Origin of the sequence: Achromobacter animicus (assembly GCF_902859585.1) — a bacterium.
GTDB lineage: Bacteria > Pseudomonadota > Gammaproteobacteria > Burkholderiales > Burkholderiaceae_B > Achromobacter > Achromobacter animicus.
Map to the genome: position 1 here is coordinate 68,469 of NZ_CADIJM010000014.1, position 23,859 is coordinate 92,327.

The 23,859-nt window shown below is 67.0% G+C and carries 21 protein-coding genes; 13 read left to right on the forward strand and 8 right to left on the reverse strand.

Annotated features, from left to right (window positions below; all coding sequences use genetic code 11):
- Positions 1–4: 4 nt before the first annotated feature.
- The 3 genes from HV681_RS23385 to HV681_RS23395 are packed head-to-tail and all read right to left on the reverse strand — an operon-like array spanning position 5 to position 3,224.
- On the reverse strand, positions 5–1,000 hold the full coding sequence (locus HV681_RS23385) for a Bug family tripartite tricarboxylate transporter substrate binding protein (protein ID WP_175125242.1): 996 nt from the start codon (positions 998–1,000) through the stop codon (positions 5–7).
- Entirely contained in the window at positions 940–2,013 is a 1,074-nt protein-coding gene (locus HV681_RS23390; protein WP_175125244.1) for an NADPH:quinone oxidoreductase family protein, read from the reverse strand. Before HV681_RS23390 ends, HV681_RS23385 begins: the two co-directional genes overlap by 61 nt.
- Positions 2,013–3,224, reverse strand: coding sequence for a CaiB/BaiF CoA transferase family protein (locus HV681_RS23395; protein WP_175125246.1), 1,212 nt, complete (start codon positions 3,222–3,224; stop codon positions 2,013–2,015). The genes HV681_RS23390 and HV681_RS23395 overlap by 1 nt, the downstream gene beginning before the upstream one ends.
- Before the next feature lie 104 nt (positions 3,225–3,328).
- Here HV681_RS23395 and HV681_RS23400 point away from each other — a divergent pair, with 104 nt between their 5' ends.
- Entirely contained in the window at positions 3,329–4,294 is a 966-nt protein-coding gene (locus HV681_RS23400) for a LysR family transcriptional regulator (protein ID WP_175125248.1), read from the forward strand.
- Here the strand turns inward: HV681_RS23400 and HV681_RS23405 are convergent.
- Complete coding sequence (locus HV681_RS23405) at positions 4,273–5,676, reverse strand: 3-deoxy-D-arabino-heptulosonate 7-phosphate synthase (RefSeq protein ID WP_175125249.1); 1,404 nt, start codon at positions 5,674–5,676, stop codon at positions 4,273–4,275. The two genes, HV681_RS23400 and HV681_RS23405, sit on opposite strands and share 22 nt — an antisense overlap.
- A 300-nt stretch (positions 5,677–5,976) precedes the next feature.
- On the opposite strand from HV681_RS23405, the gene HV681_RS23410 reads away from it, so the two are divergent.
- The 7 genes from HV681_RS23410 to HV681_RS23440 are packed head-to-tail and all read left to right on the forward strand — an operon-like array spanning position 5,977 to position 14,161.
- A complete protein-coding gene (locus HV681_RS23410) occupies positions 5,977–6,981 on the forward strand; it encodes a ligase-associated DNA damage response exonuclease (protein ID WP_175125251.1) in 1,005 nt (334 codons plus the stop codon).
- A gap of 42 nt (positions 6,982–7,023) precedes the next feature.
- Positions 7,024–8,628 carry an ATP-dependent DNA ligase gene (locus tag HV681_RS23415; RefSeq protein WP_175125255.1) on the forward strand — a complete coding sequence of 535 codons (1,605 nt, stop codon included), beginning with the start codon at positions 7,024–7,026 and terminating at the stop codon, positions 8,626–8,628.
- On the forward strand, positions 8,625–11,087 hold the full coding sequence (locus HV681_RS23420; protein ID WP_175125257.1) for a ligase-associated DNA damage response DEXH box helicase: 2,463 nt from the start codon (positions 8,625–8,627) through the stop codon (positions 11,085–11,087). The genes HV681_RS23415 and HV681_RS23420 overlap by 4 nt, the downstream gene beginning before the upstream one ends.
- Positions 11,071–11,742: a ligase-associated DNA damage response endonuclease PdeM gene (gene pdeM, locus HV681_RS23425; protein WP_175125259.1), complete on the forward strand. Its 672-nt coding sequence runs from the start codon at positions 11,071–11,073 to the stop codon at positions 11,740–11,742. The genes HV681_RS23420 and pdeM overlap by 17 nt, the downstream gene beginning before the upstream one ends.
- Before the next feature lie 57 nt (positions 11,743–11,799).
- Complete coding sequence (locus tag HV681_RS23430) at positions 11,800–12,840, forward strand: acyl-CoA dehydrogenase family protein (RefSeq protein ID WP_175125262.1); 1,041 nt, start codon at positions 11,800–11,802, stop codon at positions 12,838–12,840.
- Positions 12,828–13,433, forward strand: coding sequence for a class I SAM-dependent methyltransferase (locus tag HV681_RS23435; protein ID WP_175125264.1), 606 nt, complete (start codon positions 12,828–12,830; stop codon positions 13,431–13,433). Before HV681_RS23430 ends, HV681_RS23435 begins: the two co-directional genes overlap by 13 nt.
- A complete protein-coding gene (locus HV681_RS23440) occupies positions 13,430–14,161 on the forward strand; it encodes a glycosyltransferase family 2 protein (RefSeq protein WP_175125266.1) in 732 nt (243 codons plus the stop codon). The genes HV681_RS23435 and HV681_RS23440 overlap by 4 nt, the downstream gene beginning before the upstream one ends.
- Here the strand turns inward: HV681_RS23440 and HV681_RS23445 are convergent.
- On the reverse strand, positions 14,110–14,634 hold the full coding sequence (locus HV681_RS23445; protein WP_175125267.1) for a CinA family protein: 525 nt from the start codon (positions 14,632–14,634) through the stop codon (positions 14,110–14,112). The genes HV681_RS23440 and HV681_RS23445 overlap by 52 nt on opposite strands.
- 554 nt (positions 14,635–15,188) lie before the next feature.
- On the opposite strand from HV681_RS23445, the gene HV681_RS23450 reads away from it, so the two are divergent.
- From HV681_RS23450 to HV681_RS23465, 4 genes are all read left to right on the forward strand, one after another.
- Entirely contained in the window at positions 15,189–16,010 is an 822-nt protein-coding gene (locus tag HV681_RS23450; RefSeq protein WP_175125269.1) for a BON domain-containing protein, read from the forward strand.
- A 45-nt stretch (positions 16,011–16,055) separates the two neighbouring features.
- The gene (locus HV681_RS23455; protein ID WP_246282998.1) at positions 16,056–16,256 is read left to right on the forward strand and encodes a hypothetical protein; all 201 of its coding nucleotides are present in this window, start codon (positions 16,056–16,058) and stop codon (positions 16,254–16,256) included.
- 34 nt (positions 16,257–16,290) lie between these two features.
- Entirely contained in the window at positions 16,291–16,530 is a 240-nt protein-coding gene (locus HV681_RS23460) for a hypothetical protein (protein WP_175125271.1), read from the forward strand.
- 227 nt (positions 16,531–16,757) lie between these two features.
- Positions 16,758–18,149: an FAD-binding oxidoreductase gene (locus HV681_RS23465; protein ID WP_175125272.1), complete on the forward strand. Its 1,392-nt coding sequence runs from the start codon at positions 16,758–16,760 to the stop codon at positions 18,147–18,149.
- 58 nt (positions 18,150–18,207) lie between these two features.
- Here the strand turns inward: HV681_RS23465 and HV681_RS23470 are convergent, their stop codons facing one another.
- Positions 18,208–18,651, reverse strand: a complete 444-nt coding sequence (locus HV681_RS23470) for a DUF695 domain-containing protein (RefSeq protein ID WP_175125274.1) — start codon at positions 18,649–18,651, stop codon at positions 18,208–18,210.
- 65 nt (positions 18,652–18,716) lie between these two features.
- Positions 18,717–19,115, reverse strand: a complete 399-nt coding sequence (locus HV681_RS27955; protein ID WP_254595054.1) for a hypothetical protein — start codon at positions 19,113–19,115, stop codon at positions 18,717–18,719.
- Between HV681_RS27955 and HV681_RS23475 the strand changes: the two genes are divergently transcribed.
- The gene (locus tag HV681_RS23475) at positions 19,032–20,330 is read left to right on the forward strand and encodes an SEL1-like repeat protein (protein ID WP_367647264.1); all 1,299 of its coding nucleotides are present in this window, start codon (positions 19,032–19,034) and stop codon (positions 20,328–20,330) included. The two genes, HV681_RS27955 and HV681_RS23475, sit on opposite strands and share 84 nt — an antisense overlap.
- Before the next feature lie 22 nt (positions 20,331–20,352).
- Here the strand turns inward: HV681_RS23475 and HV681_RS23480 are convergent, their stop codons facing one another.
- Positions 20,353–23,664 (reverse strand): autotransporter outer membrane beta-barrel domain-containing protein, encoded by a 3,312-nt coding sequence (locus HV681_RS23480; RefSeq protein ID WP_175125277.1) that lies wholly within the window; start codon positions 23,662–23,664, stop codon positions 20,353–20,355.
- Between the last annotated feature and the right edge of the window lie 195 nt (positions 23,665–23,859).

Here is a 23,859-nt window from a genome sequence, read left to right on the forward strand (position 1 = left end):
TCCACTATTGCGGCGTGATCTGCGCCGCCTTGACGATGTCGCGCCACTTTTCGCCCTCGGACACATTGAAACGGGCAAACGTGGCGGGATCAGATCCCACCGGCTTGGCGCCCAGGCCGGCGTACTGCGTCACGACATTGGGCTGCTTGAGCGCCCGCGCCGCGTGCTCGGACAGCTTGGCCACAATGGCCGGCGGCGTGCCCTTGGGCGCCCACAGGCCGTACCACGTGCTGATGTCAAAGCCCGGGAAACCGGATTCGGCCATGGTGGGCACGTCGGGCAGTTCATCGACGCGGCGGCTGGTCGTCACCGCCACCGCCCGCAGCTTGCCCGACTTGATGAACGGCATCGCCGACGGCATCGAATCGAACATCAGCTGGATCTGCCCGCCCACCAGATCCGTCAGCGCGGGCGCGCTACCCTTGTAAGGCACGTGCTGCATCGGCAGGCCGGAACGCACCTTGAACGATTCGCCCGCAAGCTGTTGCGCGGAGGCCGAGCCCGCCGATCCGAAGTTCAACGGCTGGGCCTTGCCCTGCGCCACAAGGTCCTGCACCGTGCGCACCTTCGACGTTTCAGGCACGACCAGCACGAGTGGCACGTTTGCAAGCTGCGTAATGGGCGCGAAGTCCTTGAAGGCGTCGTAACGCATCGACGCGTAGATGTACGGGTTGATGACGTGCAGCGACGCGTTGGCCAGGAACGTGTAGCCGTCGGGCGCGGCGCGCGCCACGAGGTCCGCGCCGATCATGCCGCTGGCGCCGGGCTTGTTGTCGACGACGATGTTCTGGCCGATGGTCTTGGACATCTCGGCGGCCACCAACCGCGCCACGATGTCGGTCGGCCCGCCGGGCGGGTAGGGCACGACCATCGTGAGGGGTTTGCCGGGATAGGCGTCGGCCGCCACCGCGGCGACGGGCAGGCTGGCGCAGCAGGCGGCTAGCGCCGCGGCGGCAAGATGGCGTGGCCGGGCGGCGCGCCGGAAGTCGTTGGTACGCATGGGGTTGTCTCCGTCGTTATCGTGATCGCCACCTTGCCGACGACTTGTCGGCTTTCCAGGGCGGCGAGTGCTGCGGCAAGACCGGTGATCGGATAGATCGCCGTTACAGCCGGCCGGATCCGCTGGCGGCGGGCCCAGTCGAACAGGGTGGACATGGTCCGCTGCATGGCAGGCGCGTGGACGATGCGTTCGTCCGCGGGCGTCCAGCCGATGTAGCGGCCAAAGAAAAACCCATGCAGGGCAATGTTCTTCACAAGCAGCAGGTTCAGCGGCACGTCGGGGACGCGGCCGCTGGCGAAACCCACCGACACCATGCGGGCATTGGCCGCCGCGGCGCGCACGCTGCGTTCGAAGGCGTCGCCGCCCACCGCGTCCAGCACCACATCCGCGCCGCGCCCGTCGCTGGCCGCCTTGACGGCCTGCGGCATCGACTCGTCAGCGGCGAACGCCTGCGCCGCGCCCGCGTCCAGCGCGGCCTGGCGCTTGGCCGGTGTGCTGGCGCAGGCCAGCACCGTCGCGCCCAGCGCCGACGCAATCTCCACGGCCGCCAGTCCCACGCCCGAGCCCGCACCCAGCACCAGCACCGTGTCGCCGGGCTGCATCGCGGCGCGCCACAACAACGCGCCCCATGCCGTGCCGTACGAGATGGGAATGGGCAGCGCGGTCAGAAGCGGCAGATCCTCGGGCACGGGATAGACGGTGTATTCCGGCAAGGTCAGTCGTTCGGCATAGCAGCCCCAGCGCGCCAGCGCCACTACCTTGTCGCCGGGCTTGAACCGCGTGACCTTGGCGCCGCACGCGATGACGCGGCCCGCGGCCTCCGTGCCGGGCGCAAACGGCAGCGGCGGACGGCTTTGATAGCGTCCCTCGATGAGCAGCTTGGTTGCGTGGCTGACGCTGGCATGCTCGACGGCGATGGTGACTTCGTCGGGCGCGGGCGCCGGCGCCTCGGGAAGCTCGCCGGGCAACACGTCTTCAACCGGACCATGGCGATGGCAGACCAGGGCGCGCATCAGCGGCCTTCCTTGCCGCATTTTGCCTGGCGCAGCACGCCGGCATGCAGCATGGCCTGGATGTCGGCGGGCGCGACGCCCCACTCGGTCAACACATCCACGGTGTGCTCGCCAACCGCCGGCGCCGCGGTGAGCGGCCGGCGTGACAAGGCCCCGGCCGCGCGCGCATAGGGCAGGGGCTGGCCGCCGGGCTGCGCCAGCGGTTCCAGCAGTCCCAGATGCGTGGCCTGCGGATGCGCCGCCAGGCCGTCGTAGTCCCGCACGTACGCGTGCAGCACGTCCTCGCGGGCCAGGCGCTCCACCCAGTGTGCGGCAGGGCGCCGCGCCAACTGTTCCGCCATTTCCCGATGCAGTCGGTCGCGCTGCGCCATGCGGCCTGCGTTGGTGGATAAGGCGGGGTCCGCCAGCCAGTCGGTTCGTTCGAGCGCGCGGCACAAGCGCGCGAACTGGTCGTTGTTCAACGCCAGCACGGACAGGCGCGCATCCGCGGTGTCGAAGACGCCGTTGGGGGCGCTGACCGCCACGGCCTCCCGCTGTCCCGCAATGCCGTACGCAAGGATGTCGTTCACCTGCAAGGCCGCGCAGGCCTGCAGCAGATTCAACTGCACATGCTGGCCGCGGCCGGTGCGCGCCAATTGGTAGAGCGCGGCGCTGGCCGCCTGCACGGCGTACAGCGCGGTGGCGATGTCCGCCATCAGAAGGCCGATGCGGCGCGGCTCGCCGGCGGGTGTCTGGTTGGCGAACATCAGGCCGCTATCCGCCTGCATCACGGAGTCGGAGGCGGGCGCATTGGCGTAGGGACCGTCCGGTCCGTAGCCGCTGATGGACACGTAGATCAACCCCGGGCAACGTGCGGCCAGGCTGTCGTAGCCCACCCCCATGCGTTCGGCGACGCCGGGGCGGAAATTCTGGATCACGAGGTCCGCGCGCCGCGCCATGTCTGCCAGCAGCACTTTGCCTTGCGGCTGGCGCGCGTCCACGCACACACCGCGTTTGCCGGCGTTGTAGGCGATGGATAGCGCGCTCTGGTCGTCGCGGAGCACACCGACGTGCCGGCCCCAGTCGCCGTCTGGCGGTTCCACCTTTACGACGTCGGCGCCTTGCTGCCACAGCATCTGCGCGCAGTACGGGCCCGCGATGCCCTGGCTGAGGTCCAGCACACGCAGTCCGGAATAGGGTCCGCTGGAAGCGTCGGTCAACGGGGTGGGCATGGGTGGATGTCGGTCCGGAGCAAGGGTTCGAAGGCGATGAAGACGATGCTAGACTCGGCCGACGCATTGGACAATCCACCGGTTTGTGCCGGGAATGGTGAACCATGATTGACAATAAGCCGGACCTCAACCTCGTCAGACTGTTCGTCGCGATGGTCGAGTCGCGCAACCTGAGCGCGGCCGCGCAGCGTTGCGGCATGACGCGGTCGAACATGTCACACCGCCTGAAGCGGCTGGAACTCGATCTGGGCGCGCAGCTGTTCCGGCGCACCACCCGGCATGTCGAGCTGACGCAGGCCGGCCAGTTGCTGTACCAGCACGGGATCCGATTGCTGGACGAGATGCGCGCGGTGCAGGCGGCCATCGACAGCCTGGATGGGACCGTGCGCGGCGATGTGCGCATCCGGCTGCCCACTGGCCTGGGCCACCTTTATCTTGCCCCCGTGCTGCTGGAATTTGCGCGCGCGCACCCCGACATTGCGCTGCGTGTGCACATCAACGACGGGATCGGCGACCTGATCTCCGCCGAAGTCGACATCGCCCTCAAAATCACCTCGTCTCCGCCCGAAGATCACGTGGCGCGGCGGCTGTGCGACATTCAGTGGTGCCTGTGCGCGTCGCCGGATTTCCTGGCGCGCAACGGGCCGGTGCAACGCATGGAGCAGTTGGGCCGCTGCGACCTGATCGCGCCGCAATCGCTGGGCCGGCGCTTCGACCTGCGGCTCAAGCAGGCGCATGGCGACCCGCTGATCCTGCGCGTCGCGCCGCGGCTGCAGTCGGGCGACTATCCGTTTCTGCGCGATGCGGTGCTGGCGGGCTTGGGTGTGGCGCTGCTGCCCCGCTATGCCGTGTGGGAATTGCTGCGTGACGAGACGCTGGTGCAGGTGCTGCCCGCGTACGAGCCCGAGGGGGTGGGCGACGCCATCTACCTGCTGACCGCGCCCAACCGGTTCCCGTCCATGGCTACGCGCGTGCTGGCGGATTTCATCCGCGCGCACATCGAGCGGCATGCGCCGGATTGGAGCGGAGCGGCCGCGGGCGACTGCGCTTATGTGCCGGCGCGATCCTGACCCAAGCGCGTGATGGCAGTGTGCATGTCATCCACATGCACCATCAGCTCACGCACCTGCCGCAACAGCGCGAACTGGTTCAGCACGGCGCGCCAGCGAGGCGAAACCAGCAACTGTTGCCACACCGGCGAAAGCGCCGACGCATCCGGCGCCTCGCCTGAGGCCAACGCGCTGGCGAAGTCCAGGCTTTCCTGCGCCGACAACAGCTGCATCCGGCCAGCGGCATTCAGCAGCCGAGGCGCGGTATCCGCCGGCGCGTCGGAGAAGTAGAGAATCGTCCGGGCAAGATCCGCGTCGTCCGCCGACAGAGCCGCCAACGCCGCACCGCGCAGCCGCACCGGCCCCTGATGGCTCTCGAACACATAAATGGTCTGTGCGTCTGCGTGCGCAAGCAAGCGCAGACCGCGCAGCAAGCGGGGCAGATCCGTCGTCGCCGCGTCTGTTGATGCCTTGGCCTCGACCAGCAGGCACACATCCCAGACCGGCGCCGCAGCGTCGCCGGCCGACTGGCGCAGCAGGGCCACGTCCCATTCGGTCTTGGCGCGGTCTGCGTTGCCCGGGATAGACGCCGGGACGTGCATTGACGTGACCACCCGATAACTTTCGCCCGTCCTTTGCGCAAGCTGCGTGGCCATTGCGGCAATGGCGCCTTTGGCCAACGCTTCAACGGCGATGCCGCGGCGGCGAGCGTCCAGCCCCTGCGCGGCGGCCTGCGGCGTGCCGGGGCGGGGGCCTTGCCGTTGCCAAAAGTGTTGATAGCGTTGCACCAGCGGATCCGTGGACAACGTCTCCATGCGCCGCAGACGCGCCAAGGCGGGATCCTTCAGCAACCGTTCCAGTGGCGCGGAAATCGCCGGGCTTGTCGCGGCATCCGAGGGCTGCGCCGCAAGCAGGCGCTCGGCGCCTTGCGTCAAAACCGCCCAGTCCTCGGCCGCCGCCGCCGCATGCAACGACGTCAGCGCGTCCCCCAGCGGCCCGGCCGGCATGCCGCGGCGCTTGCCGGGATGCGCAAACGCATCGACCGCAGTACGTACCGCGCGCCGGTCCGCCTGGGCGTGCGCCGACAACGAAGCGTATTCGCGCACCAGAGGGGATTGATGCCGCAGCACCATGGCCCGAAACGCGGAATCTCCGCCGCTTTCGCGCAGTGCATCCCGAATCAGTTGCGAGAGCGCGTCTACGAACAGGCGTTCACAGGCGGATGACGGCGCTGCGTCTGCACTGAGCGCAACGCGGGCCTGTTCGATGGCGATGGCAAGCGCCGTCGCCGGGTCGGAAACTTCAAGCCCGCTGCGGGCCGCGGGCAGCGGGCCCACGCGATAGCGACGCGGGATGGCGCGCAGCGTCAGGTCCAGCAGGGAATGCGGCAAAGCAGAGGGCATGAAGGTTCCGTGTCATGTCCGGCCTCGCTGCCAAGGAATTACCAGGGAACGACCGACAGGGCGATCGAAGCGACGACGACCACAACAATAATCGTGAGGATGTGATTGGTACGCATATTCTCTCCTTTAAGCCACCGCTCCACACTACCGGCTTACGATGCCCCCCGTCTGCAACTGAACTTTTAATTTTTCATCGGATGTTAGCGGTGCGTTTCCAGCGCACTTTTTCTGCGTCCTCGCGGGGTATAACCAAAGACATGCGGCCGCGAAACCGTCGCGCCGCGCCGATCGGGAGGTCCCATGCGCGACATCGTGCAATTGCGTCCGGAAGGCCTGTATTGCCCAGCCGGCGGCTTTCATATCGATCCGTGGCGGCCCGTCGAGGTCGCCGTGCTGACGCATGGTCATGGCGATCATGCACGTTCCGGCATGGGGCGCTACCACACCAGCGCCGAAGGCTTGCCTATCCTGCAATGGCGGCTGGGCGACCAGGACTACCGGGTCCATGCCTACGGCGAAGTCTTCACGTTGGGTAACGCGCGCGTGTCGTTGCATCCGGCGGGCCACGTGTTGGGATCGGCGCAGGTGCGCATCGAAGTCGATGGCGAAGTCTGGGTCGTGTCCGGCGACTACAAGCGCCAGCCCGATCCGACGTGCAGCCTGTTTGAAGTCGTGCCTTGCGACACCTTCATCACCGAGGCCACCTTTGGCCTGCCTATTTACCGTTGGCCCAGCGCCTCGGACGTGGCGCGCGACATCGTGCAATGGCGCGACCACTGCGCCGCGCGCGGCGAGGCCGCCATCCTCTATTGCTACGCCCTGGGCAAAGCGCAGCGCGTGCTGGCTGAATTGATCCCCTTTGCGGACCGGCCCGTCTACCTGCACGGCGCGATCGCCGCGGGGGTGGACGTCTATCGTAAGGCCGGTGTTCCGCTGGCCGACACGCGTCTGGTCATCGACGCGGACGGCCCTTCCGCGGCCTCGGGAACGGGATTTGCTGGAGAGCTGATCCTGGCGCCGCCGTCGGCGGCGGGCAGCGCGTGGCTGCGGCGCTTCCGCAAGGCGCAGCATGGCTTTGCGTCGGGCTGGATGCGGCTGCGCGGCAACCGCCGGCGCCGCAACATGGACCGCGGCTTTGTCGTGTCGGATCATGCTGATTGGCCCGACCTGCTGCGCACCATCCACGACACCGGCGCCAAGCGGGTCATCGCCACGCACGGCGACACCGAGGCGCTGGTGCGTACGTTGAATGAATCCGGCATCGCCGCCGAGACGCTGGTGACGCAGTATGGCGAAGACGATTAGGGCGGCCAATGAACGAAGATCGACAGGGGAACGGACGCAGGCATGAAGCGATTCGCGGCGTTGTATCAGGAGCTTGACCGCAGTACCGCCACCTTGGATAAGCGCGCGGCGCTGGTGGCGTACTTCCGCGATGCCCCGCCGCGCGACGCGGTCTGGGCGTTGTATCTGCTGGCCGGCGGCAAGATCACCAGCACACGTAAGAAGATCGCGGGGGTTAGCGAGTTGCGGGCCTGGGCGGCCGACGCTTCCAGCACTGCGCCCTGGCTGCTGGACGCCTGCTATGACCAGGTCGGCGACCTGGCCGAAACCCTGGCGCTGCTCGTCCCGGATCCGGAAGCGGCCGCGCCGGATCGCGGCCTGGCTGACTGGATCGAAGAGATTCTCTTGCCCGTCGCGAACCGCGATGAGATCGAGCGGCGCGAGGTGGTCGTCTCGGCCTGGCTGGGCTTGCCCTATGCAGAACGCCTGGTCTTCAACAAGCTGCTGACCGGCGCGCTGCGCGTCGGCGTGTCTCAGCGCATGGTGCAGCAGGCGCTGGCCGAAATGTCGGGCGTGCCCATCGCCCGCATTGCGCAGCGCATGCTGGGCGCGTGGTCGCCCAGTCCGGCGTTCCTGCGCGATCTGCTCAGCGCCGAGGAACTGCCAGGCGACCGCCAGCAACCGTATCCCTTTTTCCTGGCGTCGCCGCTCGAAGGCGATCCCGCCGTGCTTGGACCCATCGACGAATGGCTGCTGGAATGGAAGTGGGACGGCATCCGCGCGCAGCTCATCCGGCGGCGTGGCGAGGTGTCCATCTGGTCGCGCGGCGAAGAGCGCCTTGACGGCCGCTTTCCGGAAGTTGAAGCGGCGGCCGCCGCGCTGGACGTGGACTGCGTCATCGACGGGGAACTGCTCGCCTGGCAGGACGGCAACACGGACCCCATGCCGTTCTCGGCCCTGCAGACCCGCATCCAGCGCCTGAAGCCCGGTCCCAAGTGGCTGGCCGAGGCGCCGGTGCAGTTGCTGGCGTATGACCTGCTCGAACTTGAAGGCGAGGACCTGCGCGAATTGCCGCAGGCCGAGCGCCGCGAGCGCCTGGAAGCGCTGCTGCGCCGCCATCCCGACCCACGGCTGCGGATGTCACCGGCCGTCGTGCCGGCAAGCTGGGACGAGGCCCACGCGCTGCGCGGCGAATCGCGCGAGCGTGGCGTCGAAGGCTTCATGCTCAAGCGGCGCAGCGCGCCGTACCAAAGCGGGCGGCGGCGCGGCGACTGGTGGAAGTGGAAGATCGACCCGCTCACCATCGACGCCGTGCTGCTGTACGCGCAGTCCGGCCACGGCCGCCGCAGCACGCTCTACACCGACTACACCTTCGGGCTGTGGGAAGGCGACGCGCTGGTGCCCATTGCCAAGGCCTACTCGGGCCTGGACGATAAAGAGATCCTGGAACTGGACCGCTGGCTGCGGGCGCACACGCGCGAGCGCTTCGGTCCGGTGCGCTCGGTCGAACCCGTGCAGGTGTTTGAACTGGGCTTCGAAGGCGTGAACATCTCCAAGCGTCACAAGTCCGGAATCGCCGTGCGCTTTCCGCGCATCCTGCGCTGGCGGCACGACAAGCCGGCGGATCAGGCCGATCAGCTGGACACGCTGAAGGCGCTGGCGCGATGAGCGGCACGGCCCGGGGCAGGGGTGCGCCGCTGGTCGCGTGGTTTGCGGCGCGCGGCTGGAAAGCCGCGCCTTTTCAACGCGAGACGTGGCGCCGCTATCTGGACGGCGAGTCGGGCCTGTTGCACACGCCCACCGGTAGCGGCAAGACGCTGGCGGCATTTGGCGGCCCGCTGCTTGAAGCGCTTTCGGAAGACATGCCGGCAAAGGCGGCCACCGGCGAAGGTCCGCGCGTCTTGTGGGTGACGCCGCTGCGCGCACTGGCTGCGGACACGACGCGGGCATTGACCCAGACGGCGGCCGAACTGGGCATCGACTGGACCGTCGCGTTGCGCACGGGCGATGCCAGCGCGCGCGACAAGCGGCTGGCGCGGCAGGGCAAGGCGCACGTGCTGGTGATCACACCGGAATCGCTGGCGCTGCTGCTGTCCTACGCCGACGCGTCGACGCGCTTTCGCGCCTTGCGCTGCATCGTGGTCGACGAATGGCATGAACTGCTGGGCAACAAGCGCGGCGTGCTGCTGCAGCTGTGCCTGGCGCGAGTCCGCAAGCTGTCGCCAGCGGCTCGAACGTGGGGGTTGTCCGCCACGCTGGGCAACCTGGATGAGGCCCGCGCCGTGCTGCTGCCGCAGGCGCCCGACAGCGCGCTGGTGGCCGGCGCCAGGCCGCGCAAGATCCAGATCTCCACCTTGCTGCCGGAACGCAGCCGCGCGCTGCCGTGGGCGGGCCACCTGGGGTTGTCGCAGCTGGAACGCGTCTTCAAGCGCCTGTTCGATGTGCGCGCGACGCTGCTCTTTACCAACACGCGTGCGCAGGCCGAGCTGTGGCACCGCGCGCTGGAGTCGATCTGGCCGGAGGATCCGCGCACGCTGGCGCTGCATCACGGCTCGCTGGACCCCAAACTGCGCGCCACAGTCGAACAAGGGCTGCGCGACGGCACGGTGCGCTGCGTGGTGGCCACGTCCAGCCTGGATCTGGGCGTGGACTTTCCGGCGGTGGATCAGGTGCTGCAGATCGGCAGCCCCAAGGGCGTCGCGCGGCTGTTGCAACGCGCCGGCCGCGCCAAGCACCGGCCCGGCGAGTCCGGCAACGTGGTCTGCGTGCCCGCGCAAGCGCTGGAACTGATCGAGTATGCCGCGGCCCGGCAGGCGATCGCGCGCGGCGAGATCGAGTCCCGCGTGCCGCCTATCGGCAGCCTGGATGTGCTGGCGCAGCACGCGGTGACGCTGGCGCTGGGTGGCGGCTTCGAAGCTGGCGATCTGTTTGAGGAGGTGCGCGGCACGCATGCCTACGCCACGCTCGATGCCGCGACCTGGCAGGCCGTGCTGGATTTCATCGTGCAGGGCGGACGCGCGCTCGCGAAGTATCCGGACTACCACCGCGTCGTGCGCGATGAAGACGGCTGCTACCGCGTGCATGACCGGCGCATCGCGTTCCGGCATCGGCTGTCCATCGGCACCATCACGTCCGACGGCGCGGTGGCGGTGAAGTATCTGCGAGGCGGCGGCCTGGGATCGGTCGAGGAGGGCTTTCTGGCGCGCTTGCGGCGCGGCGACCGGTTTCAATTTGCCGGGCGCACGCTGGAACTGGTGCGGCTGGAGGGCATGGTGGCTTACGTACGGCGGGCAAAGGGCGGAGACGGACCCGTCGCGACCTGGCAGGGCGGGCGCATGCCCTTGTCCACGCAATTGGCGAGCGAGGTCGAGAGCCTGTACTCCCATCCCGGCGAGCACCCGGAAATGCGCGCCGTTGCCCCGCTGCTTCGCATCCAGGAACAGGCCAGCGCACTGCCCGACCACGGCCGTCTGGTGGCCGAACTGATCAAGACGCGGCGCGGCTCGCATCTGTTCCTGTTTCCGTTTGCAGGCCGCGCCGTGCATGAAGGAATCGCTGCGATGGTCGCCCTGCGCTGGGGCCGGCGGCAGGCCAACACCATCTCCTACACCGTCAACGATTACGGCCTGATGCTGACGCTGGCCGAACCCGCAGCCCTGGACGACACGCTGCTGCGCGCACTGCTCAGCCCGGACAACATGGCCGATGACCTGCGCGAAGGCGTCAATCTGGGCGAAATGGCGCGCCGGCAGTTTCGAGAGATCGCGCGTGTCGCGGGGTTGTTGACGCCATCGCTGCCGGGGCAGGCGGCGCGTTCGCTGCGGCAGGTGCAGGCCTCCAGCGGGCTGCTCTACGACGTGCTGCGCCGCTACGATCCCGATCACCTGCTGCTCGCGCAGGCCGAGCGCGAAGTCTTTGAACTGCAACTGGAGGCGCCGCGGCTCCTGGCGGCGCTGCAGGACTGCCAGCGGCGCGAGCTGGCCTTGTGCGAGCCGCGCGCGCTTACGCCGCTGTCGTTTCCGCTGTGGACGGAAAGCCTGCGCGGGCAGCTCAGCACCGAAACCTGGCAGGCACGAGTCAAGCGCGCCGCCGAGCAACTGGAGAAGCGGTATGCGCGAATCGCCTGAGGCCGGACTTGCGGTGGCGCTGGCAGGCGAGCCTGTCGTCCTGCTGGGGGCGCGCGCGTTGCACTGGCCTGCGCGGTCCCGGCTGGTGATCGCGGACCTGCATCTGGGCAAGAGCCACGTCTTTCGGCAAGCGGGTATCGCCGTGCCGCGCGGGGCGACGATGGACGACCTGCGGCGCCTGTCGGACCTGATCGCCGCGACGGGCGCCACGGAGCTTTTGATTGTCGGCGACGTCCTGCACGGGCCCGCCGCGCAGGCCGCGTGGCGCGATGCGTGGATTGCGTGGCGCGAGGCGAATCCGGACGTGGACGTGGCGGTGCTGGCCGGCAACCATGACCGCGCGCTGGACGCCCCGGCGCTGGGCATGCGCCAGCTCGGCGAGGCGTGGGCCGACGGCCCGTTCCTGTTCCGCCACCTGCCGACACCGGACGCGCTGGGCCGGCACGTGATCGCCGGCCACGTCCACCCCAAAACGCGTGTGCCGGGCGTCCCGCGCAGCTGGCCCGCGTTCTGGCTGCGTGAAGGCATCACCGTGCTGCCGGCATTTTCCGATTTCACCGGCGGCCATGCGGTGCAGGGCGGGCAGGGGGCTTCGTTGGTCGCTTGCGTGGAAGGCGACGCGTTGCCCATGGGTTGGACGCCGCGCGCGCGGTGATGGGCACGGCGCTTGCTGTCCGGGGACATAACCCCAACGCCGCACCTACGCATCGCCATGACCGAACGTCCCGACCCGTCACCTCCCCGGCAGTCCGCGCACCAACGATTGAATGAGGTCCTATCCGACGCCCATGCGCCGTTGGATCCCGGCCGTTGGCTGCGCGTCCTGGTGGAACAGGGATGCGATCAACTGCCCTTGCCGGGGTCGGGCCAAACGCTGGATCGGTGGCGCGCACTGGCCCGCGTGGCCGAGGCGGACCTGAGCCTGGTCAAACTCTACGAAGGGCACACCGATGCGCTCGCCATCCTGGCGGAACTCCAGGCGCCTGTCCCGCCGGCGAATAGCCGCTGGGCGGTGTGGTGCGCGGAGCCCCCGGATCATCGCGTGCAAATCACCCCGCAGCCCGACGGCACGGCAGTGCTGCAAGGCGTCAAGGCGTGGTGCTCCGGCGCGGCTGCCGTCACGCACGCGCTCGTCAGCGGCTGGAATCCCGCGGGCGAGGCGTGTCTGGCCGCGGTAGCAATGGATCAGGACGGCGTGCAGGTGACCGATGCCGGCTGGCATGCCGTGGGCATGCGCGCGTCGGCAAGCGTGGACGTGGTCTTTCGGGACGCGCGCTGCGCGCTGGTGGATGATCCTGGCGCGTACGTGCATCGGCCTGGCTTTCTTCACGGCGGCGCCGGTATTGCAGCGTGCTGGTACGGCGGATTGCTGCATATCGCACAGACTTTGCACCGGGCCTTGCCCAGGCATTCCGCCGACCCGCATCGGCTGGTGCATCTGGGCGCCATCGACGTGGCCCTGGCGCAGGCCCGGGCGGTGTTGCGCGAAACCGCCGCCGAGATCGACGCGCATCCGCGGCAGGCGTGCGCGTTGGCCTGCGCCCGCGCGCGGCTGGCCGTGGAAGCGGCTGCGTCGGTGGTGGTGGAACGGGCCGCGCGGGCGCTGGGCGCGGGCCCCTTGTGCCGCGACGCGCACTTTGCGCAGGTAATGGCCGATCTGCCCGTGTTTATCCGGCAGAGCCATGCGGAGCGTGATCAGGCCGCGCATGGGCAGGCGGTGCTCAACGACGGAGGCACGCCATGGGCTCTGTAGCCGTGGACCATTTTGAACGTCTCTACCAGGCGGATCCCGATCCGTGGCGCGTGGCCAGCGCGTGGTACGAACGCCGCAAACGCGGCCTGTTGCTGGCGGCGCTGGGGCGCGAGTGTTATCGCCATGCCCTCGAGCCGGGTTGCGGCACGGGCGAGCTGACGCGGTGCCTTGCGCTGCGCTGCGCGCGCGTCTGTGCGGTGGACGCCGCGCCGGCCGCAACGGCGCGTTGCAGCGCCCGCGTGGCCGGCGAAGGCATGGACCATGTCCAGGTCTTGACGCTGGACCTGCCGCGGCAGTGGCCCGAGACGCCCGCCGCTGGCTTTGACCTCATCGTGCTGTCGGAAGTCGCGTACTACCTGGACGGCGCCGCGCTGTGCAGGTTTCTGAGCGCCGTCGATGCATCCCTTGCGCCGGACGGCGAGATCGTTGCCTGCCATTGGCGGCCGGATTTCGATGACCGTCTTCAGAACACGGACGCGCTGCACGCGGCGATCGGCGCGTTGCCCGGCCTGTCGCGCAGCGTGCATCACGTGGAAGACGAGTTCCGCCTGGATGCCTGGCGCAGACACCCCCAATCAGGAAGCCATTCATGATCGGCGTATGCATTCCAGCGCACAACGAGGAGCGCCACATCGAAGACTGCCTGCGTGCCGTCATGCGCGCATCCCGCCATCCGCGTCTTGGCCGGGAACCCGTGCGTATCGTCGTGGTGCTGGATCACTGCGAGGATGAGACCGCGCGCCGGGCGGCAGGCTGGCCGGTGGAGCTTCTGATGGTCCAGGCGCGCAACGTCGGCATGGCGCGCGCGGCGGGCGCTCAACATCTGCTCAATGCCGGCGCGCGCTGGCTGGCTTTCACCGACGCCGACACCTGTGTGTCGCCCGGGTGGCTGGCCGACCAGCTTTCCCTGAATGCGGAGGTGGTTTGCGGCACCGTATCGGTCACCGGATGGGATGCGCATGGCGAGTTCGCGCAGCGCGCACGCCGGGCGTTCGCCACGCACTACCACGATCGCGACGGTCACCGGCATGTGCATGGTGCGAACCTGGGCATCGCGGCGCACACGTACCGCCGCATCGGCGGCTTTGCGGCGCTGACGTGCAGCGAGGACCAGGCCCTGGTCGACAAGCTGGAAGCCGGCGGGGCGCACATCGCATGGTCGTGCCTGCCGCGCGTCAGCACAAGCGCTCGGCCGTACTCGCGCGTCGAAGGCGGATTCGCCGCCGCACTGCGGATGGGGTGGGAGGCCGAGCCGGACGGCGCTGGTGCTCAGGCTGATCGGGACGAGGAGGGGCGGGCGCCGTCCAGCCACTGCTTGTGATAGGCGATCAGCTGCGCCAGGGCGTGTTCGGCGCTGGCGCGGCGGATGGCGTTGCGATCGCCCTCGAAGCGCGCCGTCTCGGTATAGATCGCGGGCGAGGCGTCGGCCGGACCCGACTTGAACACCCACGCGTAGCACTGCGTGCCGGCGGGAATCTCCGGGTCGGTATCGTCGGTGACGCCCGTGTTTGAGATCGCTACATTTGCCGGGCTGTTTCGCGCCGCGCCCAGCGCCATTTCCCGCGCCACGGCTTCGCTCGTGAGGTTGTGGCGTTGCAGCGTGCGTGCAGCGACGCCCAGGCATTTCTGCTTGGCCTGTGGCGAGTAGGCGACGAACGCGCAATCCAGCAGCGCGCCCGCGCCCGGTATGTCCGCAAGCGTGGCCGCAATCAGCCCCGCCGTGCAGGACTCGGCCGTCACCAGTTTCAGCGAATGCTCGTGCATGTAAGCGGCGACCCGTTCGATGGCATTCATTCCGATCCTCCTGCGTGAATGCCCGGGCCCAGCAAGCTCCGTGCCGTCCGCCCTCCCGTCATCTTTCTGGCGGTTTGTGCGCAACGGCCACGCCTACCGACCCGCACGGCAAGCGATATTTACCGCCTCCCAGCCACGTTACGGGTTCGCCAGAAGGCAAGGTGCAGACATAGATGGGGACGCTGGAGGCCTCCTGGGTTCTCTTTGCGATCAAACGCCGTTCTACGCGGCATGTGGAGCGATCGGGGAGTTTTACGATTACGTCGGACAGCCTGGATCCTGAAGCCATATTCATCTCCTGAATGTCGAGTGTCGTGTTGCCGGATGCGGTTGTTTGGCCTTGCCACGGCGTTCTGACCGCATGACCCTTTCTTAGCATCGCGGCCGCCTTTGGCCTATCGGCCATAAAGCGTGGACCCCTGCCCCCGCTTGCGCAATCGGCACCCGGCACAGCACTTGCTGCCTACACCAAGCGGGCGGGCGAGGGCGCGCGTTTCAACGTTTGAGCGCGAGTCCGGCCTGCTTGTTTCGCAACTTGCAACGGGAGAGACGATATGAGTAGAGACCCGAGGAACACGTCGAACTATCGCGGCGACCGGGAACCGTGGCAGGACCCCGCGCCGTCATACGGTTACCAGGGCGAAGGCACGCGACAAGGCGGCACGCGCGAGACCCGGGAACCGGTGCGCAGCCGCAGTGCCGATCCCGGCCAAAGCAGCTATGGCGGGTTTTCGAATGAAGATCCCTCGTTCCAGCGCCAACAGGTCTATGAGGGTCAGAGCCGCGGCCGTGGCGGTGATGATCGCGGATACGACCCGCAAGGAAATAGATATGGCGATCAAGGCCGCGGGGCCGGCGGCCAGGGACGCTTCCAGAGCGGCCGCGACCGTGCCTATGGCGGCCGGGAACAGGCCTACGACGGTCCCACGTCGTTCGGCGATGACGAAGGCGGCTACTACGGCGACCGCCCCGCGTGGCGCGAGGAATCCATGTCGTTCGAAACCGCCGAACGGGGCGGCTATAACCGTGGCCCGACGGCCTGGCGGGATCGCGCATCGCGCCGGACCGATCCCAAGGGCTACATCCGTTCGGACGATCGCATCCGCGAGAACGTATGCGAAGCGCTGGCCCATAGCGGCCTGGACGTGAGCGACGTTTCGGTCGCGGTCCTGGACGGTCATGTCGTGCTGGAGGGCACCGTTCCCGATCGGCGCACCAAACACCGCGTCGAGGATTGCACGGTCGAGTGCGCGGGCGTGAATGATGTCGAGAACCGGATCCGCGTTGGAGCCGCGGGAGGCTTGAATCCAGGCGCGAGCAGCTCGGGCGCCGGTAGCACCGGCAGTGTCGATGACGTCGGCACCGCGAAGGAATGACTGGTCCCCCAGTACGTACCACGTTGACCCTGATGAAAGGAGCACATGATGACCAAACACAAGGACAGCACGCACGAAACGGACGCGCCCGACCGCAGCCAGGACGACACGCCCCGCGAGTCGCAGGCGAGTCACGGCGACACGCAGAACCGCACGAAGAAGGAGGGCCATACCACGCAGATCGGCACTGGCCAGGACCAGCAGAGCCAGCGCAACCGCGGTCAGGGCGCCCGGTCCAAGCCGTGATCCCGGTGCACAGATTGTGCAGGGACCGTAGCCGATGACGCTTGACGCGTTGTGGGACTTTCTGCAGTGGCCAGCCATGGCGGCGTCGCTTGCTGCCGCCTGGCTGGTCGCGTCGCGTAGCGCCGGGCGCCGCCACGCGGGCTTCTGGGTCTTTCTCGCCAGCAACGTGCTGTGGGTGGCGTGGGGCCTGCACGATGACGCGTGGGCGCTTATTGCACTGCAACTGGGATTGGCCGTCATGAACGTGCGCGGGGTTCTGAAAAACGATTCGTAGGACTCCTGTCCGCGCGGGCAAAGGCCTATACTTTTCCCCATCACGCACGCTCCGGCGCACGGCACAGGGCGTCTGCCGCCTTCCCCCCGCGCGGCGTTCGCCGGGCATTCATGTGCACAGGGTCATGGCCCCTTTTTCAAGGAGGCAACTCCCATGTCGCGCCCCAGCAGATAGACGGCTTGCTTTAGACGCTGTTTGTAAATGCATCGCCTTCGAGGAGATGTGTGATGAACAAACTGTCCAGCAGCACCTTGGAAGATCTGCGCGCCGCGGTCCGGGGCCAGATCCTGTCCGCCGGCGATGCCGGCTACGACGACGCTCGCAAGATCTGGAACGCCACGGTAGACCGGCGGCCCGCCGTCATTGCGCGATGCGCGGGCCCTGCCGACGTGCGCCGCGCCGTGGATTACGCGCGCGAGAATCAGTTGGTAGTCTCCGTGCGCGGCGGCGGCCACAACATCGCGGGCACCGCCGTCTGCGATGACGGCATGATGATCGATCTGTCACCCATGAAATCGGTACGCATCGATCCCGTGCGCGCTCGGGCCTTCGTGGAACCCGGCGCCACCTTGTCCGACCTCGATCACGAAGCGCAGGCATTCGGCCTTGCCGTTCCCCTGGGCATCAACTCCACGACCGGCGTAGCCGGCTTGACGTTGGGAGGCGGTTTCGGCTGGCTGACGCGCCGGTTCGGCATGACTGTCGACAATCTGGTGTCTGCCGACGTCGTCACAGCCGACGGCCAGTTGCTGCACGCCAGCGACTCGGAAAACCCGGACCTGTTCTGGGCACTTCGCGGCGGCGGCGGTAATTTTGGCGTGGTCACGATGTTCGAGTTTCAGCTTCATCCGGTGGGGCCTGAGGTCTACGGCGGACTGGTGGTGATACCGCTCGAACAGGCGCGCGACGCGCTGGCGCGATACCGCGATGCATTGCCGTCCATGCCTCAGGAGCTGACCGTTTGGGCGGTGCTGCGCCAGGCGCCGCCGCTGCCTTTCCTGCCGGCATCCGTGCACGGCAAGCCCATCATCGCCTTTGCGTCGTGCTACACGGGCGGCGTGGACAAGGGGCCGGATGCCCTGCAAGTGGTGCGTGGTCTGGGCGAGCCCTACGGCGAACATCTTGGGCCGATGCCGTACGCGGCCTGGCAGAAGGCGTTCGATCCATTGCTGACGCCCGGCGCGCGCAACTACTGGAAGTCTCACAACATCGGGGAGCTGGAAGACGGCCTGATCGACGCCGTCGTGTCGGCGGTACAGAACGTGCCGTCGCCGCAATGCGAGATCTTCTTTGGCCACATTGCCGGCGTGGCGATGCAGGTGCCGGTGTCAGCCACCGCGTATCCGCACCGGGCAGCGCAATTCGCCATGAACGTGCACGGACGTTGGGACGATCCACAGGACGATGCGCGTTGCATCGCCTGGGCGCGCGATATCTTCAAGGCGACAGAGCCCTGGTCGCAAGGCGGCGTGTATGTGAACTTCCTGACGCAGGACGAAACCGCACGGGTGGGAGCGGCCTATGGCGAGAACTTCGACCGGCTGGTGCAGGTGAAGACCCGCTACGATCCGCACAACCTCTTCCGGCATAACCAGAACATCAAGCCGGCCGCGCCCTGATGTCGGGGAGCGATGCGTCAGCCGGGCCGGCGGGATGCAGCATGGGACCGGCCCCGCTTCAATGCAACTGATCCGACCCCTTCGGCTGCAATCCCGCCAAGGCATTCCAGTCCGGATCCTTGAACATGCGCAGCTCGACCGGATAGACCGGATGCCCCGCAAGGCATGCGTTGAACGCATCCAGAAACGCTTCGACATTCGGCGTGTAGTACCGCCACTCCTTCTGATGATTGCCCGTCAGGCAAGCCACCTGCACACCGGCGTCCGAATGCTCGAAGCCCTGTTCGATGGCTTCTTCAAACGCATTGGTGCGCTGCTTGTCTTCGTCGTTCGGCATGCCCGTCTCGATGCCCTGATACGCCCAGGTGATGATGATCAGGTTTTCGTTGAGCTGACGATCGGACTCGGACGGCAGACCGGTGCGAAAGCGAACGACGACCGGCAGACCGTTGATCTGGGCTTCGCCCACTGCCCACATATCGCCTGGAAATATGCTGCTCATTGCGTGTAACTCCTGCTGATTCAAATGCCGAACAAGCCGGGAGTCTATCGCAACGCATCGCGCGGTCAGGTGGTGTGCGGGATCAATGCGTTCGTCTTGATCTGCGTGGAACCGCCATGCCACATGGCGCAGATACAATCGCCCGGTCGTTTGCACCACAGCGACAGCCGTTGTTCACAGGGAAGCAGTAGATGTACACGTATTTGAAGTTCGCCGCCGCCGCGGTGCTGGTGGGATCCGCCTTTTCGGCCATCGCCGGGCCAGACCACCAGGCCGAACGCCTCTATGACCGCGCCGTCCAGCAAGACGCCGGGGCGCTGAAGGCGCTTCAGGATCTCGCGAAGGACAACGATCCCGAAGCGCTCATGGCGCTGGGTTTCATGTATGAGCACGGCGTTGGCGTCAGCCGCGACGTCAAATTGGCCATCGCCAACTACGCGCTGGCGTGCCATCAGGTCGGTCAATACGGGTGTGCCAACGCCGCCTACTTTTTCGAGTACGGCATCGGTGTCGACAAAGACGCCAGCATCGCTGAGCGCTACATCGGGCTCATCGCCAAGGACGACATCGACAACATCGACGACATGAAAGAGCTGGAGCGCCAGCGCCACATCGTTTACGAGGGCAAGGCCGCAGCCGAGACGGACGTCGAAATGCGGCTGCCGGTCATCGAATACCTTGAACGTCACGTCGGGTCGGCCTCCTCTGATGCCCGCGCGATGATGGCGCGAATCGGCTTCACCAAGCTTGACACCCTGCGGTTGGCGCGCGTCTGGGCAGAGCGGGACAAAGAACCCGAGATGCTGTTCCGTGTTGGCAGCTTCTACAACTTTGGCTACTCGCACGTCGAGAAGAAGGACGCCGAGGCCTTCAGGTGGTGGCAACGCGCGGCAGAAGCCGGCGAGCCGCAATCGCAGAACCTGCTGGGCCTTGCCTACTTGCAAGGCAAGTGGGGCGTGGATCAGGATCCACCCGTCGCCGTGTCATGGTTCGAGCGCGCGGCCGCGCAAAGCGACCGGGATGCGTTGGTCAATCTGGGCGAAATCTACTACCTGGGCGAGATCGTTCCAGTTGATTACGCCCGGGCGCGTTCCCTGTTTGAAGAGGCGATTGAGCAGGGCTCCGCCCGTGCACCAAGATTCCTGATCTGGATCTACTACAACGGCCAGTCGGTAAAGACCGATTGCCAAAAGGCCCTGCAATACCGCCAGGAGCGGCGCAACCATCAACCGGATCCGCAGGACGACGCCAAATTCCTGGGCCAATGTAAAAGCGATCTGGACCAGCGCAAACAGGCGGGCAAAGCGGCGCCCATGCTGCGCCTGCAGCACAAGTCGACGTACCACGGCGGCAACGGCGGCGCCTTGGCCTGCGAACCGAATTTTGTCGTCACCACCGACAAACTGGGTGAAATCGCCAATCTGCGGGTGACTGTGGAATTGAAGAATGACCAGGGCGCGACGACACAGCGCACCCTGGCGTTCAGTCCGTTTGGCATGAATACGATGAACGAAGGGCTGGATGGCCGGGCATGGGATTCGTTCAGTTCAAGCACCTTGTTACCGATGAAGACCCAGGAATTCTGCGATTTTCTGGCCGACTACCGGATCACGGAAGCGACTGCGCTCGTGAATGGCCGGCAAGCGGATCTGGTCGCGGAAGGGATGTTCAAGAAGTAGAGCGGGCGTTCGTCCGCCGCCTTCACCAGCGCATCCGAAAGCCCATGGTCCCCGACAACGAGCGATTGCCGCCTGAGTGCGCCAAGCTGGTGTTCAGCAACCCCTCGGCATAGATCGAATACTTGTCCTTGCCCCAGTTGTGGGATGCGCCGGCGCCGATGCCGCCCCACAGGCGATCCGGCCGAGACTTGAATGCCGTCCCGCCCACATCCACCTGGCTGCCGTTCAGAAACTCGTAGTACAGGTTGGCGACACCATAGACATGCGCGCGGTCCATCCCATCCTTGCCGCCGCGCGTCTCACGGTCCAGCGTCACGCCCAGCCGGCTCTGCAGGCTGCCGCCCCGGCTTGAGCGCACCGTCGCGCCGAACGCATCGTCGAAGCGATCAAAGTGCACGCCCGAATAGGTCAACTGCGCCTGCGGCGTCAGCGACCATACGGCGTTCAGCGCGATGCGCTTGCCGCTTTCGACGGACAGGGCGTAACCGGCGCCATCGTTGCCTTTGACCAGGCGGCGGCCAGCCAGTCGCGAACTCAGGTCCGAGTTGAACCACATCACCTGCGCCAAGCCATCCACGTAGAGGCCGTCGTTGCCGTACCACGTCAACGTGCCGCCCAGGCCGTAGCCGTCGGTGGCGATGTCGCCATTGCCATATACGGAGCGCGTCGACGTGTTGCCGTGTACGTATTGGAAGTATCCGCCGCCCACCAGCGCGCCATTCTCGCGGCGGGACAACAGAACGTCCGAGCCCGCCTGCACCTTCGAGTAGTTCAGCGTGAAGTCGGTGCCGCTGCTCGACGCGCTGGGCTCGACCCGGCGGTTGCCGCCTTCGATACGTGCCCACGCGCCGGTGCCGTCGAGGTGAGCGCCGGCGTCCTGCATGCCACCCGCGCGGGCATCGCCGCCTGCTACTTGCCCGCCACCCGCGCCCGACCAATAGCGGTTCCCGACACGGCGCTGCAGCGTCGACACTCCGTTCAACGCCAGCAACGCCTGTGGGTAGGCCTCGTAGGCCGATACGCCGGCCTGATACAGCGGTTGCGGCGCGGGATTCACGCCCGGCGCGGACGGTGCGTCGTCCGTCCGTTCAGACCTTAGATACCAGTTGCCCAGTTCCGTGCCGGATGCGTTGCCCTGGTAAAGCTGATAGGCGTACGAGCCCGCCACGACTGCGGGCTTGCCGTTCACTTGATAATCGCCGGCCAGCGAGAAGGCACCGTTCGAGTTGCCGCCTACCGACACCAGCATGATGCCTTCCGTGGTTGCGGCCCCCGCGCCGCCCGCGTTGGTTACCTTCAACACCGAGGTGCCGGCCGTATCGCCGTTGACCACCACCTTGTCGGTGATCGACGCGTCGTTGCCCAGTACGGTGTTCAAGGCGATGACGCCGGCGCTGCCCACGTAGTTGCCGCCGATGGTCAGCACGTTGCCTGGCGCGGCCCCGCCCAGCGTGATGGTTCCCGCGTTGGTGACGGTGCCGTTGATCGTCGCCGTACCGCCGCTGATGGCCGGTCCGGACAGGGCCGTGCCCGCAGCCAGGGACAAATTGCCGTTCAGGACGAAACCGCTCTGCTGAACCGTCAGCGACGATCCGTCACGCAGGAACACACCGGTCGTAGTGTCGGCGGGTGTGCCCACCGCCAATCCGGCATCCGTCAAGGTGAGACCACTGCTGGCCAAGTTGAAGACGCTCCAATTGCGGATGTCGCTGCCGGCGTGCGTCGCGTTCACGGCATTGGACACGTTGAGGGTGTCAACGCCGCCACCGCCGCCGTCCAGCGCGGTGATGCCGGAGAACCCGCCGTACAGGTCCATCGTATCGTTGCCCGCGCCGAGGTTGATGGCGCCGTTGACGACGGCGCCGTTGCGGACGATGACATGGCTGTTCCCGCCATTGTTCGAAATGGCAACGCCGGAGGTTGATTCGACGCGGGCAGCCGGCCTGACGTCGACGGTGCTCGTGCCGCCGGCATTCGAGGCTGTAGAGATCGCGGCGCCGGAACCTCCCGCCACGTGTCCCAGCACGACGACGTTGGTGCTATTGGCGGTCGGCGAGGCGCCAGCGCCATTCACCGCATACACGCCACTGCGTCCGCCCTGGGCGTTATTGACGGTGATGTCCAGCGCCGACCCAAGGCCGCGGGTTTCGGCATACACGCCATCCATGCCGGCGCCCGTCGCGGTGTCCGTGCTTGTGATGCTGACATCGCCCGTGTCGGTCGTCACCAGGTAAATGCCATACAGTCCGCCGTTCGTGACCCTTCCGGTAACGGTAACGTCTCCGGCCCCCGCATTTGCAACCGAGATCCCCGACGACGTCGTGCCAGTGGCGGTACCGGTCGACCTGACCGAAATGGCGCCTCCGTTGCCGGAGACCGCAATGCCGAATTCACCGTGGGTATCCACGGCGTCGATAGTCGTGTCCACCCCGGAATAGGTGAACGCGGCGATGCCGCTGAAGCCGCCGGTCGCCGTGCCCGTGGAGTCGATCTGCACCGCGCCGGATCCGCTGTGGTCGACCAGAATTCCCATGTTGCTGGCGCCGTTGCTGTTTACAGCGCGGACCGTGGTGCTGGTGCCGGTCGCGTTGGTGACGGCAATGCCGTCGCTGGCGCCATTCGCCGTGCCGGTCGAGCTGACCTGGACGGCGCCGGTGCCGGCGTTGTTGTTGACGATGATGGCCGCGCCACTCAGGCCTGCCGTGTCCGCCGCGGTGACGGTCGTATCGGTGCCGCCTGCGATCTGCACGCCGATGCCGTCGATGGACCCGGTGGCCGTGCCAGTGGACGTGACGTGGACAGCGCCCGTACCGCTGTTCGACACATAGATGCCGTTGCCGTTGCCACCGTAGGTATCGCTTGCGGTAAGCGTGATGGCACCGTTTTGCCCGTAAAGCGCGATGCCATGGCCGTTCGTCGCGGTGGCCGAGCCTGACGAGGTCACGGTCAGCGCGCCGGTTCCGGACATGGCGACGATGCCATTCTCGTGGCCCTGCGTGTGATTCGCCTCGATCGTCAGATCGGTGCCGCCGACCATGTTGGCGTAGATGCCTGCCTTGCTCACGCCCGTGGCCGTCCCCGTCGAGACAACCCGAACCGACCCGCTGCCGTAGCCGTTGGCGCCGATGCCGTTTTCCCCGCCCTGGGTGTCATTGGCGATGATCAGCATGTTTGCACCATAGCTGTCGCCTCGGATTCCTTCGCCCGACGGGCCCGTCGCGGTGACTGCGCCGGTGGAGGTGATGTTTAGGTCGCCGCTGATGTCGTTCAAGCCATAGATGCCGAAACTGCCTGCCGTGCTGATATTCGACTGATGATCGTCGACGAACGACACCCCGCCTATACCCTGAAGATCGATTCCGTTATCTGCCACGGATACGGACAGGCCGAATCCGGGTTGGGTGGTGACAGAGATGGGAGCCCCCGCATTGATGCCCTGCGGGACGTCCGTAACGGCAGCCGGGCCGGAGCAAATGGACGTAGGGCTTACGGTGCAGTCCCCGGCGAGGGCGGTTTGCCCGATATAGGC